Below are 19,274 nucleotides of genomic sequence, written 5' to 3' on the forward strand. Positions count from 1 at the left end.
TCCCTCCATAGTCTGGCTTTACGACTCCCTGTTGTTTTGAAAGAAACGGCTGTATATGAAATGTAATTCTCGCATTACGTTCTCGTTTCCAGTGGCCAAATCCATTAACATATTTGCTTCTTTCATTTGAATATCTTGTTTTGACCATCGATAAAATAAAAGTGTATCCAATCTCATAAACTTTTCGCAAAAGTATACCGTATTTTCTCGGAGATTCTTTACGATATCATTCCACGTGCCTCTTGGATGAGTTTGGTGGTAATTTACTGCCAATGGGTTAAAGATCAGTTCCCCACCGTTATCAATAAGACGATAACTCAGTTCCGTGTCTTCCATTCCCCAACCTTTAAATCGCTCGTCAAACAAACCTGTTTCTAGCAGGAAAGATTTATTTAGAGACATATTGGCGGTTGTACCTAAAAGCCATTTGAAATGAAAGTTTTTCAAGTCTTTCCCGTAATCTCGGAAATAATCCGGGAAATTATCATGACCATCGTTCATTTGAAAACGAGAGACCTTGTTATAATCAAATGTTTCTAGGTCCTCAGGGAATACTAATTGAATTGGAGACTCAGGATAAAGCTTTGGAATAATGTCTGTATTCTTTTTAATAATCTCCAATAGATCTTTCTGTTTGATAGAGATATTTTTCTTAAGAATCGTTAGGAGCGTATGTTTCCAACCAATTACGATTGATTTTTCACCGCCCTCACTAATTGAACGATTATGTTCTTCAATGAAGGAAGGCGAAACAATCCTATCATCGTCATTAAATAGGATTACGTCTCCTTCCGATGCTTCAATCCCTTTATTCCTAGCAATTGATCTACCGCTATTATTGATCTTAATGTATTTCAGATTAAGTTTATTTTTATAGCGTTTAGCAACTGTTTCACTTTCGTCGGTGCTTCCATCGTTAATTACGACAATCTCAAAATTCGAATTTGTTTGGCTGCAGAAAGAAGCTAGCGTTAGCTCGAGATAATCCGCTTTGTTATATGTGGGCATGATAACACTGACATTTTTCATTGCTCTTTCTCCTTTCTGGACTCAAGTACATAATAATTATGACCTTAGGAAGGCAAATGAACTATAACCCTTATGTATTATCTGCCCGTTATATATAAAGTCGGCGCCTTCGTGAAAAGACGCCGACACTTTATCGCGACAGAATGTACGTGTAGCACGGAATATTTCCGAGAGTCGAGCATGAACTTGCTAATTTGTATAGCAACCAGTATCAACACCTCACAGTTTGATCAGGTTAGCTATTCGACACGTATTCTCAAGAATGATGCTGGAATGTAACTCAGCGAGTGATAATACACGAGCCCGGTGATGACGTTTGGCGTCCCCGCAGCCATTGACAGGAGGCGGTGTTTCCATGTTAACAGTTGGGATGTTTGGTTCGGGTGTGTTTTGTCAAGTAGATTTCCCTGGTTTGGTCATCGCTTTTTCCCTGGTCTAATCATCGACTTTTCCTTGGTGTAATCATCAGGAATTCCCTGGTCTAATCATCAGAATTCCCTGCTGAATTTCCAGTGGTCTCGGTCATTTTTGGCGCATGAGTGCGTGCTTTAGGCGGTAGCTTTCCCCCTCGAATACAACAAGCTGTCCATGGTGAGCCAGTCGGTCTATCATGGCCGCCGCCATCTGGTCGTCCGTAAAAATGCTCCCCCATTTGGAGAACTCTAGATTAGTCGTCAGCACCAGGCTCCGGCGCTCGTAACTCGATGCTATCACCTGAAAAAGCAATTGAGCTTCCTCTCGGTCCATCGGCAGGTAGCCCCACTCATCAATAATGACAAGCTCCGCCTTCTCCAAGTCTTTCATTGTTCGCTCAAGCGTGCCGGCACGCTTGCTCTCGCTCAGACGTGTGACTAAGGTCGCCGCCGTGAAGAAACGCGTTGCCATACCCAATGTACATGCCTTTACGCCTAAGGCAATCGCCAGATGTGTCTTCCCTGTGCCAACAGGACCGAACAGGACAAGATTTTTCTTGTCACGGACAAACTGACACGAGGTCAGTTCGTCCGTACTTAATGTCGTTGGGAGACGCAATGAATGGAATTCATAGTCTTCCAGCGTCTTGCGAATGGGGAAGGCAGCTCGTTGGAATAAGCGCGCTTTGCGCAGGCGTTCTCGGTGCTCTAGTTCTTCCCGGAACACCTGGTGTAAAAACTCCTCCTGCTTTGGGGTCGCCTCCAGATCACACAGCCGTACGGCATTCTGGCTCAAGATCAGTTGCTTGCAAAATTGAGAGATTTCACTTCGAATATGGCTTCGGTCCATCATAAACCTCCTGTCGGTACTGGCATTAGTGCATCGTCATACAGCCGCATATCCGGCCCAGGCGTTGCTGCCGTATCTAATCCGAAGCCGGCGATCCGTGCAGCAATCATGGCGGTGTTCGCCGAGATGCCGTCTGCTCTCCGCCGCACAATCGTCTCCTGCAAGCTCGTCACGGCGACGTCTAGGCCATAGCGTTCCGAGAGCTCCTTCACCATGCGCAGCGCCTGCCGAAGTCCACTGCGGTCCAGATCGTCCATATAGTCACGTACGTCATAAGACATCTGAGAACGCATCGTGCTGTTCTTCCAAGCGCCTGGCTTGGCAATTAGTGAATCGAGCATCGTCAGCCAATCGACCGTATCGGTGCGGATACTCCCGAACTGCCGGGGGTGGCGGGAGATGGCTTCCCCTGCCGCATCGAGAGGCTCTACGTAGTGAGCACCGACACGAACGACAATCTCTTCTTCGGCGTACATCGGCGATGAGGTGTATGTATGCTTGCCATCGAGCACGAATTTACCGTACCCGTTCGTCTTCAGATGCTCATATCGACAGGCTTCGAATGGAAGGCGAGGCAACGGCCGAAAGGCGTGCCGATCCGCTTCGAAGAGCTCGCAGATCGGCTTATCCTTCTTGTAATGCTCGCGGAGGTTGTCCAGATCGCACATTTGCAGCAGATCCGTGTTCCATTCCACGAGCGACGGAGCTGAGGGGAGGGGGACGAAGTAATTGCGTCGGACATAACCGACCTTGTTCTCTACGTTCCCCTTCTCGTGCCCGCTGGCAGGGTTGCAGAAGGTGACCTCAAAGCCAAAATGGGATTGAAAACGCTGGAACAGCTGCGTCAGCCTCACGGTCTCACCAATCCGCCTCCCTGCGCCCGTGGCATTGTCGAGTACCAAGCGTTTCGGCACACCTCCGACATGTTGGAATACATCCATAAGTCCCTGGCAGAGGCATTCCGCTGTCTCGCCGAGGAAACACTGAACGAAGGCAGCATTGCTCTGCGGGAAGGATACGACGAGGTATCTGCAAGCGCTGCGGGTTCCGTTCAGAATCACATCGCATTCCCCGAAGTCAGCTTGTGCCTCGCCTGGATGCCACTCCAGCTCCAGGAACCCATCCTTGCTAAGCTTATGCTTCTGACGTGTCTCTCGGACGAAACGAACGACGGTCGGATAGGAGCAATCGAAGCCGGAATGCTCGCGGCAGAGTCTATCGTATACGCGCTGAGCCGTATGTCGCTGCTTGTAGCGGTTCTTCTCATCCTCCTTCAGCCAAGCCTCAATTGTTGCTTTGTATGGGTCGAGCTTAGATACGCGAACTTCCGCTATCGGCGCTTTCGAAGAGAAGTCCTCCTGCTCCATATACTTGCGGACAGTCTTTGGGTCCAGCCCCAGTTCCTTTGCGATCTGATACGGTCCCATCTGTTGCAATTGCAGTTCTTTGATTCGGTGAATCTGCTCCATGCTCTTCGTCATCCTTTCTCCTCCTTGTTGCAGTACAAGGAGGTATATCGGCTAGATGATGATGACACAGGGAGAGCTCCCTAACCAAGAAAATTACCAGTTCCGAGCAATGAATTCCTAATGATCAAAACAGGGATTTTCTGTTGATCGCAATAAGGAATTTTTATTGATCGAAACCTACATTTCTATTTGATCATAAACAGTTCGGGTCAGTCCCGAGATGTTGCTGACCAGTCAAGCGCGCCTTCTTACGCTTTGTGAATCTGGTGTAAAAAGCAAGTGCCCACGACAGGATAAATTCCGTCAGAAGTTGGCTTCCCACTACCTCTCCCAAGTTATAGCCCTGCCCGTAGGATAGCACCACGATCGTCGATTATATCCCATAACTCATTGCCCCTACGAGCTCTGTGACACAAGTACTTCATTCTTTTGTCGACCCTTTCTGCAGAAGATGTAATGGTGTTGTGCTTTTTTATCATGATTGGCCTTTATAGCTGACCGGACGTAAAGAATCCTAACCTCGTCGTCTGAAACGAGGAATGTCGTTTCATGACTACATAGTTAGGAAGTTAAGGCCCCCTGTAGAAACCCTCGCCCTATGCCCGGGCACCAGCCCTGCGAGGTTATACGAATGGAATATGAAGTTCTGAGTACCCCGTCGAAAAGAGTAAAAGATAACGTTACAAATATTACTCAGTAGGTAGGGAGCTGTCTACCCTGTGTGGAAACGAAATCTAGAATGATTTATTTGCGCGGTGCCCGAGGTAATTGAGAACCACCTCTTGGTGAGCTGTTATTTTTTGTAAGAAACGGGGGCATCCAGAAGTTCCAAACATCCTCAGAAATTTTCGGCCGAAATATGTCGCGAGTTATGGCTGGAACCAACCAGGGGATAAAGTTTTGCCCTTGTACAAAATTTTGGGGTAAAGCGGCATCATGACGCCAAATACGATAAGTAGGCGTTGCGGCTTGTGCAAATGGCAATGTGACAAACGATACCGTCCCTTTTCCTACCTCATTCTCGAATGCCAAAGAACCACCCATCGCTTTCACGATGCCGAAAGCCGCAGTCTTACGGATCGGGTAAGCCATACAAAGAACCGATGCTAGACCAAAAAGTAGCAAAAAAGAAAACGCCCCGAAAAGGGGGCGAAATAAGATAATCTCAAGGAGTTAGGTAAGCGTCAAACCTTCCCCACCTATGGCGGCCGATACGGTCATGAGATAATCTTCCTCAGAATAATGTGAGGAGGATTTTTTTATGTCTACGCAATTAGACCGACGGCAGCTCTGGGAATCCAGAATTGCAGCTTACCGAGCCAGTGGACAGAAAGCGACGGCTTGGTGCACTCAGAACCAAATTAACCGGCGCCAGCTGTACAACTGGATGCGAAAGTTTGCCGACGAAGGCTCCGGTGGAGATACGGCGCCGTGGGTGGCGATCGAGGTGCGCGAGCAACCCGTTGTTTCGTCGTCTCTGGTGATTCAAGTTGGAGCCGTAACGATCGAAGTTAGATCTGGATATGACGCTGCTCTGTTAGCTGACGTCGTCCGAACGCTGAAGACCGTATGCTAGAAGAGATCCGCATGGATCAATTGTACTTGGCTCGCGGCAATACCGATCTTCGCAAATCCATTGACGGTTTGGCCGTCCTCGTCAAGGAAGGCTTCGATCTCGATCCGTTTTCGTCGGCACTCTTTGTGTTCTGCAATCGTGAGCGGGACAAATTAAAAATCCTTCATTGGGAGCACAATGGATTCTGGCTTTACTACCGACGGTTGGAGCGCGGTCGCTTTCAATGGCCGGCAGAGGGAATCGCATCCACAATGACCATCTCTCGTCGTGAGTTGCGTTGGCTGCTCGACGGACTCTCAATTGAACAACGAAGAGCGCATCGGGCCGTTGCTGCTCGCACGGTCGTATGAAGATTCGGGATTTCGCCATCCTGTGTTCGCGAAAGACGGCAGGAGTCTCGGCGGTTTCCCCGAAAACGTATAGCTATGGAAAAACAAACAGCACAGCCCCCCATGGAAGAACTTCAACAACAAAATACAAAGCTGGAGAATCAGGTCGCTGAATTGACCGCGAAGCTCTCGTGGCTCGAAGAACAATTCCGTCTTAGCCAGCAGAAGCGATTCGGCACCTCCAGCGAACAAACTCATCCGGATCAGCTGCAGCTGTTCAATGAGGCGGAGGCCGCGGCTAACCCTTCTGCACCGGAGCCTGAGCTCGAGACGATCACCTACCATCGTAAGAAGCAACAAGGTCAGCGCGAAACGATGCTCGAACATCTGCCGACGGAGACGGTAGAATACCGCCTTGCTAAAGAGGAGGCCACTGAAAAAGTCCGTTTTCATGAAAGAGGCACAGACCCCCAAGAAATTTGAGGAGGCTGTGCATCTTTTCGCTTATAATTAGGGCTTGCTGAACAAACAAAAATATCAGTAATAACAAGGGTTTGAGGCCTTTTTTGTCGAAGTAAGATGCAAGGAAACCGGTAGCCAGTCCGGTAAAAACCGTGCATCTGGAGGACAAAATCATGTTTCAACGAACTGAAGGCCAAATGGTTCTGCCAGGAGATTTCTTCTTGCCGTTCGGCGGCAAGTTAAGTGACGATAATCGGTGGGTATTGCTCGCCGCCATGATACCATGGGCAAAGGTTGAAGAGAAATACGCCAAGTCGTTCAAGAAAAGCTTGAAAGGTCAGAAGGCTGTGCCTGTTCGTGTCGCGCTAGGTGCGCTCATTATACAAGAACGCCTGGGGACCGACGACCGCGAGACGCTTCAACAGATTTTGGAAAATCCGTACCTACAGTACTTCCTTGGCCTGCCGGGCTATCAACATCGGCGTCCATTCCATGCTTCGCTCATGACGCATTTCCGCAAACGTCTCGGCAGCGAGGTCATCCAGGAAGTCAATGAATGGATTGCGGTCGAAGAGGCGAAAGCGAAGGCCGACGAGGATCACTGAGACGATGGCGATTCCAAAGGCGGCGGTGCATCCGCTGAACCGACTATCGCGTCAGAAGAGGCGCCGCTGCACCAAGGCAAGTTGCTGCTGGATGCAACGTGTGCACCTGCTGACATGGCTTACCCGACAGATCTGTCGCTCTTGAACGATGCACGACAAAAGCTTGAGCTTATCATTGATGCACTCCACGAGCCATTGCGTGGGAAGAGCAAAAAGCCAAGAACCTATCGCCAGGAAGCGCGTAAGGCCTACCTCGCTGTTTCCAAGCAGCGACGTGTGAAGCCGAACGTCCTGCGCAAAGCAATCGGAAAGCAACTGCGTTATGTGGCACGAAACCTGCGAAGCATTGCCGCACTGGTAACGGGAGACCAGCTGTCTCGTTTGCCCAAGGAGCTCTACCGCAAGCTGCTGGTCATACAGGAGTTGTACCGCCAGCAGCGGCAGATGTACGAAGTACGTTCTCACAGTGTGGCGGGCCGAATTGTCAACATCTCGCAACCGCATGTTCGCCCCATCGTTCGCGGCAAGGCCAAGGCGAGCGTTGAGTTCGGTGCAAAGGTCGCAATCAGCTTGGTGAACGGCTTCGCATTTGAAGAGAAGTGCGAGTGGGACAACTACAACGAAGGCTTGACGCTACAGGATTCAATTGAAGCGTACCGCAGACGATTCGGATTCTACCCTGAAGCTGTGCTCGCCGATCAGATCTACCGAAACCGTGAGAACCTGCGCTACTGCAAGCAACTGGGAATCCGGCTCAGCGGCCCGCAGCTCGGGCGCCCATCTGCTAGCCAGAGTGAGTCCAAGCGAATCGCACGAGCAGATGCTTCGGAGCGCAACGCAATTGAAGGGAAGTTTGGTGAGGGCAAGCGCTGCTATGGGCTTGGTCGTATTCGAGCACGCCTTCAATCGACGAGTGAGACCGTCATCAGCCTGCAGTTCCTCGTTATGAACCTTGAGCGCCGGCTACGGGCTCTTTTTGCCCCGTTTTTCATAGTGTCTCTCATATCCGCTCTGCGTGGCCGCTTACCCAAAACAGCTGCAATATGATTCGTTCAGCAAGCCCTAAATAATGGTTTAATAACGCTCTGAATAAGCTTCTTTTCCCCAATGTCACTTAATACAACCTCGTTCATACACGCTCAACTCCTTGTTTTTTTCATGTTTAGGGTACTAGGGGAAGTAGTCGATCTCAATAATTCACTTGTATTAACACGCCTACACTTACGATCCCTATTTAGGGAGCCATGAACCGTTCCAATAATGCATCTGCAGTATTCTTCATGTTTCTTCTTGGTTCTAATATGGATATAGTTGCCCATTCGTTGCCTCTTCGTTTCACTACAGAAACATAAAGTATTAAACAGAATAAAAATGAGTAGAAAAACGAAAAAACATGAAATAAAATGAAGTTATATTCTATGGAAAGAGGCTGAAACGATATGAGATGGTTAGAAGTTCAGCAATCAAGAAAAATAAGGGGGACATTTGAAGTCCCAGGATCGAAAAATAGTTCCCTCGCGTTACTAGCCGCTGCATGTTTGGCCGATGAACCGGTCACGCTGACAGGTATCCCGGACGTTTACGATACTCGTGTAATCAAAGAGATCTTAGAAGAAGTCGGTATCTTAATTACTAAACCCGACAAGAACACTTTTATAGTTGATGCGCGTCCAGTGCGGTCAGGGGAGTTGAACTTCAAAAAGACTGCAACCTTTAGAGCTTCCTATTACTTCGTCGGCGCATTGCTTAAGAAATGTGGCGCTGTTTCGATTGGTTACCCCGGCGGAGACGATTTTGTTTCCCGTCCGATCGATCAACACCTAAAATTGTTGACCGCGTTTGGCGCGAGGGTCGCAGAGCATGAGAATTATTACAACGTGACCGCAGACCACATACGTGGAACTGAGATTTTCTTCGACGTGATAACATGCGGAGCCACAATACACGCTGTTTTGATCGCTGTGTTGGCAAGTGGCAAAACCGTTTTAAAAAATGTAGCCCAAGATCCCGAAGTTGTGGACGTTTGCAACCTCTTGAATCGGATGGGTGCAAAGATTAAAGGGGCCGGTACGAGCGAGATCACCGTCATTGGAGTTGAACAACTTGGAGGTTGCACCTATGCCGTGATCCCGGATCGTCTTATTGCAGGTGCTATGCTTATGACCGCTGGGATTGCGAAAAATGAAATTACGGTCATGGGAGCAATACCTGAACACCTTGCTTCCTGCCTCAGCAAGTTAGAAGAGATTGGTCTTGAATTCGACATTAAGGATCACAGCATCACAGCATTCGGAGCAAATAAATTAAGACCCGTAAGGATACGCACCGGCATGTATCCGGCATTCGCAACGGATCTGCAGCAACCGATCTCAAGTCTATTGCTAGGAGCACAGGGTAGAAGCATAATCGCCGATAAGATCTACCCCTACCGGTTCAACCACATTTCGAACTTCATTCGAATGGGGGCCGAGATCAAAACACGGACAGGGGTCGCTCTCATTTCGGGAGGACGTCCGCTGAAAGGTGCAGTCGTCCATGCCAGCGACGTCCGAGCCGGAACATCTCTCATCATGGCTGCCTTACTTGCGGAAGGAAAGACATGCATCACAGGAGTGGAACATATCGAACGCGGCTACGAAGATGTCGTCCAAATGTTCGATACGCTTCACGTAGACCTCAAAATGGTCGAAGGAGTCAATCCATACACCCAAGAGGGGGGAGAACATTTCCAGTCCAATATCGGTTAATTTTTCAATATAAGAACCGCAGGAGTCGAAACACCTTGAAGGAATCTACACAACCAGTCGCCGAAAATCTATGGGCGATTGGTTGTTTTGTTTCGCTTGAATGCGAATGTAATTTTTGAACTTTAGCGTTAAAGAATTCAATGGGGGCGGCATTACCAACTGGCGTATCCTTACGAGTCAAAATAGCTTATCTGTTCCTGCTGGCTAGTGAAACGCGAAAGTACAGACAGCGCCCTGTTCAGTACGCTACTGAAGCGAGTAGAAGATTGAATCATACTGCAACACATATCTAACTGAACTTGTTACGTAAAAACACCCCAAGGCTGAGTCCATATCCTACGACATGGCTGCAATCTCTTGAGGTGTTTTTATTGGTATCACGCTAAAGGGTAGCCCCTATCGTTCCAAGAAGGGTTCTTATTTGCTCAAATAGATCGTGCTTCCCTATGTTGCGGGAAGAAGACGGCTTAACAGCTGGACCTGCGCATTCCTCTCAATTCTGATCAAATTATCGAATGCTTCATCCAGCGTTCTTGCAATTACGAAAATACCATGTTTGTGATTAGTAAATGCGAGCCCGTGAGATTCCAGTTCGGCCGCGCGCGGCTCAAGGAATTCGATCATATTCTCCTTTAACGCCGAAAAACCGCGAAATGTATGTTTAAAGCCGGCCATACCGTCAGTAAATGAGTACTCGGTTTCTCCGACAAAATCGCGATGCTTCGTGGGAGTAAAATCGTCGTTCCCCTCGACGCACGGAACTTCTCCCAAAACCTGCGATTGCAGAGTGTAAGGTTTAATTGTTTGTTTGTTGGCGGCGAACGTTAGCGAATACGGCGAGTGGGTATGAATCACCGCATTCGCGAAAGGGAAACGTTTATAGATTTCGGCATGGACCATAGCGCTTGGATGACCAGGTTGGCTAGAAGTAGAGAGCGGGTCCCGGTTGCAATTTTCGTCGAGTACGACCAATCCTTCATTTAGACTCCACCGCCGAAATCCGGAATGTGTGGGCGTAAGCGCAAAAGTATTCTCGCCGTCGCGAAACCGAACACTGAAACTCCCCCCTGTGGTGTCAATGTAATTCCAGTCGTACAGACGCTGAGCAAGTTCCTTAATTGTGCTTTGAATGGACTCCAACTTTTTTAGTTCCGAATTTCGAATACTGTCGAACTTTTTCATTTTTACCTCCCAAATCGTCTTTTTGATCATGATTGGCGATATAAAACCGCCTTCCGTAACTAATAATGAATGGTATAATATGATTTTGAAATAACACCCATGTACTATCCTTGAAAGGGGTGCACTGATGTTAGCGGAAGAACGCCGGCAAGCCATTATTAAGATATTGGAGAGAGATCAAAAGGTCGTCGCGAGGTCCTTAGCTCGCGAATTTAATATCTCCGTCGATTCTATTCGAAGAGATCTGACGATTATGGAAGAGCAAGGTCTTCTTAGAAAAGCATACGGCGGAGCTGTTCCGATCATTCGAAGAGTCCCCTTACCCGATCAAGAACGCTATTCTGAGGGAAGCCTGCTTCAAAACTCGATTTCTCGTTTCGCAGCCAGTTACATTCAGAAAAACGATACTGTCTTTATAGGTGGTGCAGGAATTCACTACGGGATGCTGAAATACCTCCCAAGACATTTTCCATACACCGTTGTTACCAATTCCCTCAAAGTATCGCAGTCCATTCGGGAAATTACCAACATTGAATCTTATATTATAGGGGGGAAATTAAACCGCTTATCGGGAAACGTTAACGACTCTTACGCACTCGAACAGATTCGACGATTATCGCTTGATGTTTGCTTTATTACCGGCGGAGGGATCACCTTAAAGGGATTCAGTAACTCCTCATTCGAAGCCGCAAACTTCGCTCAAGCCGTGTGCGAGGTTTCAAACATGGCGATAGGATTGGCACCTCATGATAAATTCGGTACTGATATGTTCGTCCGATCTGTCCCGATCCATGGACTTGATCTAATCATTACGGATCAAGAAACACCCCAGGATATCGTTGAGTCCATTCGAAAACTTGGAGTCGAAGTCGCCATTGCTCCGGTGGAGACACAAGGAGACAATAATAGCACAGAAGATTGCCAATAAAAAACGGCGACCGTTCTCTGATTAACACCAGAGAACGGTCGCCGTTTTACGTCATTTAATCTGAATGATTTCTTGTGTGACGGGATTGCATATTTTTCTCCTTTAATGCACATGCACTATTTCTTGTCTGTCCAGTGGTAAAGTACACTTTAATCAAGCCTAAGACGATCTTCTAACCTTTCAATGTCACCTCGGTCTCCATAGCGACAAATTCGCAAGTACTCCCCGTAAACGCGAGACCTCCCGATTTCCGTGTCTGCCCAGCTGTCCCGACGAATCTTAACTCCTTGGTATTCCGTATCAAAGATCGCGGGAATGTACCTTATATCGGGACTGAGATGTTTCTTTAAGGTACGGTATTGCCGGCCGGCGGAATGACTTTTGCATACGAAAAGAAGCGAGCGGACATTCGAAAAATCGAATAAATCCCTCGCAAACAATACGTTTTCTAACGTATTACACGACCTTGTTTCCAAGAGAATGACTTCCCGCGGGATATCCGCCTCTAATAGATGGTGCTTTATTATTTCTGCCTCAGATATCCCAGCGCGTTTGTTGTTATTGGTCAAGCCTCCTGTAACAATAATGCGCGACCCAAGCCCCTTCCTATACGCGGAAATTGCTGTCAACCAATGACCGGGATGCTTACCTCCAAAAACGAAAATAACATCACATTTTGGCTCATCGACGATCTCTTTCATAAACACGGCTTCTGTGATTGTAGCAATTTGATCATCATTCAAAATTGGAACCGGCGGTTCCTTGGAAATTTCACGGATCATGATTCATCCCCCTTCATCTTTCTCCCTATATTATATTCATCATTATTCAATATAATTCATTTTGTTTCATTTTTCAAAACTTCTTTAAACTAAAACAGCATTCCAATGGATCGGCAATGCCGTTCTGTTTCTGCCGTCCATTAATAGCCGGAAGTTGACGTTCATAAATGTCCGAAATTAGACCGATATAGTGACCATACTATCAGTCTAAAGAAAGAAGAAACGCTTCCGTAATCGTCATGCTGTTACGAGCAGCATAACCGGAAGCGTCACCCCAAGAATATGGTCATTGTATCAGATTTCACGCTGGTTGAGAAGGAGTCTGCGACCGGCGTTTTTTGTTAGGAGTGCGGAATTGGTTCCCTGTCCCTGCTGCGGCTGCTGGTTAGAGGTAGCGGGCAGTCGGGGGCGGGTGTGGTACAGAAGTAGCGGAGAACGAGCGAAGCTCATCATTCGGAGGTTGTACTGTAGGTCATGCGCAAGAATTCATCATGAGCTGCCAGATCTGCTTGTCCCCTACAAGCGGTATGACGCTGAAAGCATCGAAAATGCCTTAGTAGAGCCAGATGCTTTAGTAGTAGCCGCAGACGAATCCACCCTTTCTAGATGGCTGGCTTGGTTTCGGGTATGGGCGGCGTATGCAGCAGCAGCGCTTCAGGCGATTAGCATCCAGTTCCAGCTCCCTGTGCAGCAAGCGTCCGTTGCTCCGCAGTCCGCACTCCACGCTTTAGGACGGTATGTCGGTGACGCAGCCGGGTGGCTAAGAAGAACTGTCCGCCCCATCGCCAATTTAAATCTTTGGGTTACAGACCCGTTCTGCCTGTCTGTCCGCTGAAGCTTGTTTTAGACTCATGCTAACCCTAGTAAATGGAGGCATGAGGATGAACAGACAAAAGAAATCGGACAAGGTTGCGGCGGAACGCTTTCAACTGCTGTCGCCGCTCCTAGCATCCGGTCTGGATGCGGCGAAGGCGGCTCAGTTAAAGTCGGCCATTTGTGCGCAGTCCGGCTTATCAGAGAGGACGCTGCGCCGGTACTTGGCCGAATATCGCAAGGATGGGTTCGACGGACTCAAGCCGAAACCCAAAGGCCGGAAGCCGCTGCCAGACACCATACCAACTGAGGTGCTGGAAGAAGCGATCCTGCTTCGGCGGGAGGTGCCGAAGCGGAGTGTGCGCCAAATTATCCAGATCCTCGAATGGGAGGAGAAGATCGCACCTGGAATAATTAAACGCAGCACCCTGCAGGCGAGATTAACCAGGCGCGGTTACAGTTCAAGGCAGATGCGGATGTATGCCGGTGGCGGTACGGCCGCGCGGCGCTTTCAGAAGCAGTCCCGCAATCGCTTATGGCAGAGTGACATCAAGTATGGGCCGTACCTTCCCATTGGTCCTGGCGGTTCGAAGAAACAAGTCTATCTGGTGTTATTCGTGGATGACGCGACGCGGTATGTGCTGCATGGAGCCTTCTACGCGTCGATGGAGCAAGCCATCGTCGAGGACAGTTTCCGAAGAGCGATCGAGAAATACGGTGTCCCAGAGGCCGTGTACTTCGACAACGGCAAGCAATACCGCACGACTTGGATGAACCGGACGTGCGCGAAACTCGGTATTCGCTTGCTCTTTGCCAAGCCCTACTCTCCGGAAAGTAAAGGCAAGGTTGAGCGTCTAAACGGCGCTGTGCAGAGCTTTCTGGACGAGGTCGCGCTTGAGAACGTTAAGACACTCACCGAGCTTAACGACTGGTTCCAAGTATGGCTTTCGGAGTGCTACCAGAATAAACCCCATGCCGCGCTGGCGAACAAACAAACACCCGAAGCTGCGTTTCGGAGCGATCCGGCAGCGCTTCAGTTCGTAAATTCCGAGCACCTCGCGGCCAGCTTCCTCCACGCGGAACAGCGGAAAGTGGATAAGGCCGGCTGTATCAGCTTTCAAGGCAAGAAGTATGAAGTTGGGCTGTTGTTCATTGGGCAAACGGTTCAAGTCGTCTATGACCCGGCAGATATCACAGAAGTGACGATCGAATACGAGGGATGTACGCCTTGGCAAGCACGGGAGCTCATCATTGGAGAAAGGGCTGGCAAGCGGCCGGCCCTTCCAGAGCATTTGCAGAAGCAGTCAGCAACGGAATCCCGCTTGCTCCGAGGTGCCGAGCGGAAGCATGACGAGCGCGCACAAACCCAAACGCCGGCCGTCTCCTACCGCATGCTGAGGAAGGAGGCTGGCAAGGATGTTTGAATCCTTCTACGACATGACCCGTACACCATTTGCTCGGGATATTCCCGTGACAGAGCTTTATCCGGCGAGTGCTATGGAAGAGATGCTGGACCGGTTGCAATACGCTGCTGAGCGCCAATTATTCGCCGTCATTAGCGGCGACTGCGGGACGGGCAAGACAACAACAGTCCGCCGCTTTGCCGCCATGCTGGATGCAGCGAAGTATAAGCTGTTGTACCTGTCGGACTCCAAGCTAACGCCGCGCCACTTCTACAAAGGGTTGCTCGAACAACTCGGATGCGAGTCGAAGTTCTACCGAGGCGATGCGAAGCGTCAGTTGCATCGCGAAGTGGAACTCATGCGCGGCATTCATCGACTGGAACCGGTTGTCGTCGTAGATGAAGCCCATCTGCTCGATCGGGAGATGCTGGAGGAAGTGCGCTTTCTCCTCAACTTCAAGATGGATGCGCAAAGCCCCATGGCGCTAATTCTAGTCGGGCAGAACGAGCTATGGGAAAAGCTTCGTCTTCAATCCTACACAGCGATTCGTCAGCGGATTGACTTGCAGTGCAAGCTGCCCTATTTCGACCGTTCCCAAGTCGGTGAATATCTGAAGCGTCAGTTAGCGTATGCCGGCACCAATCATGAGATATTCTCTGATGAGGCGGTAAATGAAGTTTACCGATTCTCGGGCGGATCGGCCAGACTCATCAACAAGTTGAGCACTCATTGCCTCATCTACGGAGCCCAGATCAAGCGCCGCATCATTGACGATCATATGGTGAAGCACGTGATTCAGGGTGAATTGTCATGAACGAGCCTTGGAACCAGATGACCTACGATCGGGACGCGAATAGTTGGTTTGTCCTGCTAGGAGAGAAAGCTTATCCTGTTTATTGCGGTGAATGTTTTGAAATTCGCATTGGAGATCGTGGCATTCCCTGTCGACTCGAGCTTGACCGATATTGGTACGTGATCATGAGAGAAACGCGATTTAACTTGAGGAATAAAGAAGTTTACCATATTCGATTCGTTTAACAGAAATGGGAAAGCCGAAACTTCTTGGCTTTCCCATTCATTGAATCTCTATGGACATGATTACGATCAGACCTTGGATAACTAACGCGATCATTTTCTGGACAGTATGGATCAGCAGTAACACCGTTCCTCAGGAATGCTGTTAACCATTAGATGTTTGCGTTCGTACTATTTCGTATTACTTACTTGGAGTGTATGGCCTATTAAATCCCGGTAACAACTGTTCGTGTTAATGAGTTGGTCATGCGTACCTTCCCCCACAACCTTGCCCTCATCAAGTACAATAATGTGATCCATTTCTTTAATCGTGCGCAGATTGTGCGTAATATAGATGGTGGTTTTCCCTTTGCGAACTTCATGTAGTTTATTTAGCACTTTTAGTTCCGTTTGTAAGTCTAAAGCGGAAGTTGCCTCGTCCAATATCAGCAGTTCCGGATTACGCAGCAAGGCTCGACTCAAAGCAATTCTCTGCTTTTGCCCCCCTGAAAGCGTGCTTCCTCTTTCGCTGACGACTGTATCATAACCATCTGGAAAAGTTGAAATAAAGTCATTGACGCAAGCATCATCCAGTACCTGTGACAAGTACCCTTCGGAAACCTCATTACCAAGAAGCACATTGTTTTTTACGCTCTCTTTAAAGATGTAGGGATCTTGAAGTACTACCGCACATTTAGAAGTTAAACTTTCATTTGATACTTGCTCGATCGGGTAATTATTAATTGTGATATTTCCACTAGTAGGCGGGGTAAAGCGAATCAGTAGTTTTGCAATGCTCGATTTCCCGCAACCGCTTTTTCCCACAATGGCGATCGATTTTCCCATAGGTATGTGAAAAGAGAGTCCCTTTAAGGCATAGTTGGCAGCTTCAGGATACATTAAATAAACATCATGAAAGCGTATGCTCTTTATTGGTTCCTCGATAGTAAACTCAAGCGACCTTGCCGGTTGTTGCCCCATTAACCTTCCGACTCGATCGATATGAGCCAACTTTCCAAAAACCTTCATAGCGGCATTATACAGTTCTTGGAGCGAGAACATGAGCTGGTAGGTAAATTGATACAAAATAATGAATGTGCCGATAGTAATAGAAGAATATATAAGAATAATTCCGCCGTAGACGAACAGGAAAACCGTGGGAAGCCACCTTAACATATCCCCGGCGGCAAATTGCTGATTCACGATCCTACCTTCCAGCATTACTTGCCGATAGTATTTATTGTATGCTTTGTCGAGTTTCCTCTGCTCCCAATCGATCCTGTCATATACTAACACTTCACGTGTCGATGCAATGCTTTCTTGGATCTCAACTAACAGTTGGGCCCTCTTTTCTTGTACTTCTCTGGCCGATGATTGAATACGAGAAGAGAAACGCGCGGCAAGGATATAATAAATAACGCTTACCATGATTGCAACTAAAGCTAATAAAGGGGTGTAGTAAGTAAACATCGTTACCAAGACGACCACTCTTGTAATTGTACGTAAGGAGTTTGGAATATAGTCCGCTATTGTACTCGACACACCCAAAATATCTGATCCAACGATGTTGGCGAGCTTCGCCGTGCGTTCCTGCTGAATGTCGATAATGGTTTTCGATTGCACTTTTCGCATCAAATCTTGATTTAATCGTTTGAAGATTGAAAATTGATTGATGAAATTCTGATAGGGCGAAAGAAACATAAATACAAAATATAACAAGGCTAATGAAATAAATATAGAGAAAACTTCGGGAATTATTTTCGTATTACCAGACACAATGATATCATCGATGATAGTTCTTTCAATAGATAAGAGCACAATGCCTAGCCCAGCCTCGATTATTGCAAAAAGGATGCCAAGAAAAAGTCTCCATTTGTTTTCATTCAAGTACGGAACAATCCAAGCATACTTATGCATATTGATTCTCCGCTATAGTCTTATTCTTTAGCATATAATAAAATTTCCCCTGTCTCTTAATGAGTTCCTCGTAAGTTCCCGACTCCACAATTCTCCCTCGTTCCATTACAAACACTTTGTCGAAATACTTGATTGACGACAGCCTATGCGCTATAGCAATGACCGTTCTATCCCCGAATAATGTGTTAATTGACGACATGATTTTGCGCTCGGATTCCGAATCAAGTGCTGCCGTCGCCTCATCTAAAAGAACGATTCTTGGATTTTTTAAAAATAACCGTGCTAACGAAATACGCTGTCTTTCACCTCCGGACAGCGAAGATCCTCTCTCGCTGAGAGTAGTATTATACTGATGTTGCATCTTTTGTACAAATCGTTCACAATCCGCCAGTCTTGCAGAATTGATGACTTCGAGTTCACTCGAATCGGGTTTGCCGAATCGTATATTCTCCAGTACGGAAAGGCCAAATAAGAAGGGGTCTTGGAACGCATAACCGACTGAAGCCTTTAACTGTTTCTTGGATATATTTCGTATCGAGGTTCCTCCTATGGTTATATCTCCTCTATGAGGCTCATAGAGACCGCCTAACAATTGCAATAATGTCGTCTTTCCACTCCCACTTTCTCCGACCAGCACTACTTTCTCGCCGACTCCAATTCGGAGATTCACATTCTCAACTACATCGGTCTGCGATTGATAACCGAAAGATACGTTTACGAATTCAATTTCCCCATTGATTTCAATTGATGCTTCTAAATTATCAACGGAAGATTCCTTACGTACGGGCTCTTCATGGAGAAACGAGTAAACACGTTGTGCATTAAAATAAACTCCCGATTGTTCCGAAATCGTCTCTAGAAGTTGTACTGCATTGTGGATGAGCAGATGGTACATAAATAAATAACTAATAAATTGTCCCACGGACATTTCATTACGACCAATTAACAAAATTCCCACAATATATACGGTAAGTGTACCAATTGAAAGAAATAGCTGACGGATAGATAATGTGAGAAAATTAGTAAATACTTGTTTTTTCCACACTTTAATAAACTGTTCTACCTTTAGCAGAAACCTCTTGTAATCCCATCCCGCGCTACCGAAGGCTTTAAGATCTGGCAGGGCGCTGATACTTTCATGAATTTTGCTGTTTAGTTCTTTCCGCCCTACCACCCAGCGCCCGGCTGCTTGAATGCGTTTGTCTTCTAACTTACGGAAACACATATAATAAAGCGGAAGAAACATAAAAAAGACTAAGGTTAAATTCGTAGATGACATTAAAAGAAATGTACATATTACTATCAATAGTAATGTGCATTGAATGATTTGAGGAAAAAGTCTGTTGAAGAGCTTACTTACGGAGGGAACGTCTGTGCTAAACAGCGACAGAATCTCTCCCTCCGTATGATCCTGAGAGTATTTAAAATCCAGTATTCTAAGGTGACTAAGTGTCTTCTTAAGAAGACACTTAGCGGATATCTCGCCGATTCTCCTTTGTAGATAGTTATGCCGGACTTTAAGCAATATATTAATGCATACCACGGACAGAAATACACCTAAGAGCAATACAAAATCGGAAATGTCTTTGCTTGGAACGATCCAATCTATAAAATATTCGACGCATTTGGGGAGTAGAATTTCCGTAACGGCAATAAACAAGCTAATTAAAATAAGGTGAATAACCTGTAACTTTTGAGCAAAGAATTCACTTAGTATCCACGAGTACACCTTAATCTTAGATCTGAACGCCATGC

At 47.3% G+C, this 19,274-nt stretch carries 15 protein-coding genes and 2 pseudogenes; 10 read left to right on the forward strand and 7 right to left on the reverse strand.

Annotated features, from left to right (window positions below):
• Positions 1-18: 18 nt before the first annotated feature.
• The 3 genes from AB1S56_RS01420 to istA all read right to left on the reverse strand — a co-directional run bounded on the left by AB1S56_RS01420 (position 19) and on the right by istA (position 3,773).
• Positions 19-1,029 (reverse strand): glycosyltransferase family 2 protein, encoded by a 1,011-nt coding sequence (locus AB1S56_RS01420; RefSeq protein ID WP_340873614.1) that lies wholly within the window; start codon positions 1,027-1,029, stop codon positions 19-21.
• Positions 1,030-1,551: 522 nt separating this feature from the next.
• Positions 1,552-2,295, reverse strand: a complete 744-nt coding sequence (gene istB, locus AB1S56_RS01425; protein WP_340873615.1) for an IS21-like element helper ATPase IstB — start codon at positions 2,293-2,295, stop codon at positions 1,552-1,554.
• Complete coding sequence (gene istA / locus AB1S56_RS01430) at positions 2,292-3,773, reverse strand: IS21 family transposase (protein WP_340873616.1); 1,482 nt, start codon at positions 3,771-3,773, stop codon at positions 2,292-2,294. The genes istB and istA overlap by 4 nt, the downstream gene beginning before the upstream one ends.
• Positions 3,774-5,022: 1,249 nt before the next feature.
• On the opposite strand from istA, the gene AB1S56_RS01435 reads away from it, so the two are divergent.
• From AB1S56_RS01435 to murA, 5 genes and pseudogenes are all read left to right on the forward strand, one after another.
• A complete protein-coding gene (locus AB1S56_RS01435; protein WP_340873618.1) occupies positions 5,023-5,337 on the forward strand; it encodes a helix-turn-helix domain-containing protein in 315 nt (104 codons plus the stop codon).
• 11 nt (positions 5,338-5,348) lie between these two features.
• Positions 5,349-5,687 (forward strand): IS66 family insertion sequence element accessory protein TnpB, encoded by a 339-nt coding sequence (gene tnpB, locus AB1S56_RS01440; protein ID WP_340873619.1) that lies wholly within the window; start codon positions 5,349-5,351, stop codon positions 5,685-5,687.
• A 75-nt stretch (positions 5,688-5,762) separates the two neighbouring features.
• Positions 5,763-6,095 (forward strand): annotated as a pseudogene (locus AB1S56_RS01445) (transposase); the annotation flags it as partial.
• Between the two features lie 206 nt (positions 6,096-6,301).
• Positions 6,302-7,780, forward strand: a pseudogene (locus AB1S56_RS01450) (IS5 family transposase).
• 392 nt (positions 7,781-8,172) lie between these two features.
• Positions 8,173-9,480 (forward strand): UDP-N-acetylglucosamine 1-carboxyvinyltransferase, encoded by a 1,308-nt coding sequence (gene murA, locus AB1S56_RS01455; protein WP_340873620.1) that lies wholly within the window; start codon positions 8,173-8,175, stop codon positions 9,478-9,480.
• 444 nt (positions 9,481-9,924) lie between these two features.
• On the opposite strand, the gene AB1S56_RS01460 is transcribed toward murA, so the two are convergent.
• Positions 9,925-10,662: a class II aldolase/adducin family protein gene (locus AB1S56_RS01460; RefSeq protein WP_340873621.1), complete on the reverse strand. Its 738-nt coding sequence runs from the start codon at positions 10,660-10,662 to the stop codon at positions 9,925-9,927.
• A 127-nt stretch (positions 10,663-10,789) separates the two neighbouring features.
• Here AB1S56_RS01460 and AB1S56_RS01465 point away from each other — a divergent pair, with 127 nt between their 5' ends.
• Positions 10,790-11,590: a DeoR/GlpR family DNA-binding transcription regulator gene (locus AB1S56_RS01465; protein WP_340873622.1), complete on the forward strand. Its 801-nt coding sequence runs from the start codon at positions 10,790-10,792 to the stop codon at positions 11,588-11,590.
• Between the two features lie 149 nt (positions 11,591-11,739).
• On the opposite strand, the gene AB1S56_RS01470 is transcribed toward AB1S56_RS01465, so the two are convergent.
• A complete protein-coding gene (locus AB1S56_RS01470) occupies positions 11,740-12,372 on the reverse strand; it encodes a YdcF family protein (protein WP_340873625.1) in 633 nt (210 codons plus the stop codon).
• A gap of 412 nt (positions 12,373-12,784) precedes the next feature.
• Between AB1S56_RS01470 and AB1S56_RS01475 the strand changes: the two genes are divergently transcribed.
• From AB1S56_RS01475 to AB1S56_RS01490, 4 genes are read left to right on the forward strand one after another with little or no spacing between them, the layout of a single operon-like run.
• Positions 12,785-13,207, forward strand: a complete 423-nt coding sequence (locus AB1S56_RS01475) for a DUF6431 domain-containing protein (RefSeq protein WP_340869355.1) — start codon at positions 12,785-12,787, stop codon at positions 13,205-13,207.
• A 46-nt stretch (positions 13,208-13,253) separates the two neighbouring features.
• Positions 13,254-14,609 carry a DDE-type integrase/transposase/recombinase gene (locus AB1S56_RS01480; protein WP_367903367.1) on the forward strand — a complete coding sequence of 452 codons (1,356 nt, stop codon included), beginning with the start codon at positions 13,254-13,256 and terminating at the stop codon, positions 14,607-14,609.
• Positions 14,602-15,402 carry an ExeA family protein gene (locus AB1S56_RS01485; protein ID WP_367903368.1) on the forward strand — a complete coding sequence of 267 codons (801 nt, stop codon included), beginning with the start codon at positions 14,602-14,604 and terminating at the stop codon, positions 15,400-15,402. The genes AB1S56_RS01480 and AB1S56_RS01485 overlap by 8 nt, the downstream gene beginning before the upstream one ends.
• A gap of 17 nt (positions 15,403-15,419) precedes the next feature.
• Positions 15,420-15,626, forward strand: coding sequence for a DUF5348 domain-containing protein (locus AB1S56_RS01490; RefSeq protein WP_367903463.1), 207 nt, complete (start codon positions 15,420-15,422; stop codon positions 15,624-15,626).
• Positions 15,627-15,794: 168 nt separating this feature from the next.
• Here the strand turns inward: AB1S56_RS01490 and AB1S56_RS01495 are convergent, their stop codons facing one another.
• Entirely contained in the window at positions 15,795-17,519 is a 1,725-nt protein-coding gene (locus AB1S56_RS01495; RefSeq protein ID WP_340873768.1) for an ABC transporter ATP-binding protein, read from the reverse strand.
• Positions 17,512-19,272 (reverse strand): ABC transporter ATP-binding protein, encoded by a 1,761-nt coding sequence (locus AB1S56_RS01500; RefSeq protein WP_340873767.1) that lies wholly within the window; start codon positions 19,270-19,272, stop codon positions 17,512-17,514. The genes AB1S56_RS01495 and AB1S56_RS01500 overlap by 8 nt, the downstream gene beginning before the upstream one ends.
• Between the last annotated feature and the right edge of the window lie 2 nt (positions 19,273-19,274).

The sequence above is a fragment of the Paenibacillus sp. PL2-23 genome (assembly GCF_040834005.1).
GTDB lineage: Bacteria > Bacillota > Bacilli > Paenibacillales > Paenibacillaceae > Pristimantibacillus.